Here is a 1162-nt window from a genome sequence, read left to right as displayed (position 1 = left end):
GAACGTACGAAGCCCCACGTTAACATCGGCACGATTGGTCACGTTGACCATGGCAAGACGTCGCTGACTGCAGCGATCACGAAGTTTTTCGGCGAGTTCAAGGCGTATGACCAGATCGACGCCGCTCCTGAAGAGCGCGCCCGCGGCATCACGATCTCGACGGCACACGTCGAGTACGAAACGCCGAACCGTCACTATGCACACGTCGACTGCCCAGGTCACGCTGACTATGTGAAGAACATGATCACCGGTGCTGCCCAGATGGACGGCGCAATTCTGGTTGTTTCGGCCGCTGACGGCCCGATGCCGCAGACCCGTGAGCACATCCTGCTCGCTCGTCAGGTTGGCGTTCCGGCAATCGTCGTGTTCCTGAACAAGTGCGACCAGGTTGACGATGCAGAACTGCTCGAACTGGTTGAACTGGAAGTACGCGAACTTCTGTCGAAGTACGACTTCCCGGGCGACGAAGTTCCGATCATCAAGGGCTCGGCTCTTGCTGCTCTGGAAGATTCTTCGAAGGAACTGGGCGAAGACGCCGTTCGTTCGCTGATGGCTGCTGTTGACGACTACATTCCGACCCCGGAACGTCCGATCGACCAGCCGTTCCTGATGCCGATCGAAGACGTGTTCTCGATCTCGGGCCGTGGTACGGTTGTGACGGGTCGCGTTGAGCGCGGTATCGTCAAGGTTGGTGAAGAAGTTGAAATCGTCGGCATCAAGGCGACGGCGAAGACGACGGTTACCGGCGTTGAAATGTTCCGCAAGCTGCTCGACCAGGGCCAGGCTGGCGACAACATCGGCGCTCTGATCCGCGGCGTTGGCCGTGAAGACGTTGAACGCGGCCAGGTTCTCTGCAAGCCGGGTTCTGTGAAGCCGCACACCAAGTTCAAGGCAGAAGCCTACATTCTGACCAAGGACGAAGGTGGCCGTCATACGCCGTTCTTCACGAACTACCGTCCGCAGTTCTACTTCCGCACGACGGACGTGACCGGTGTTGTCACGCTGCCGGAAGGCACGGAAATGGTTATGCCTGGCGACAACGTCGCTATGGACGTCACCCTGATCGTGCCGATCGCCATGGAAGAGAAGCTCCGCTTCGCTATCCGTGAAGGCGGCCGCACCGTCGGTGCAGGCATCGTCTCCTCGATCATCGAGTAATGAA

At 58.8% G+C, this 1162-nt stretch carries 1 protein-coding gene; it reads left to right on the top strand.

Features of this window, described 5'->3' with window-relative positions; translation table 11 throughout:
• Positions 1 to 1158: elongation factor Tu (gene tuf / locus CES86_RS04985; RefSeq protein WP_036579028.1), on the top strand; the 1158-nt coding region annotated here is incomplete at its 5' end.
• Positions 1159 to 1162: the final 4 nt, after the last annotated feature.

The sequence above is a fragment of the Brucella lupini genome (genome assembly GCF_002252535.1).
GTDB lineage: Bacteria > Pseudomonadota > Alphaproteobacteria > Rhizobiales > Rhizobiaceae > Brucella > Brucella anthropi.
The sequence above is the reverse complement of the archived record's forward strand: the minus strand, read 5'-3'. Positions and strand labels throughout refer to the sequence as shown.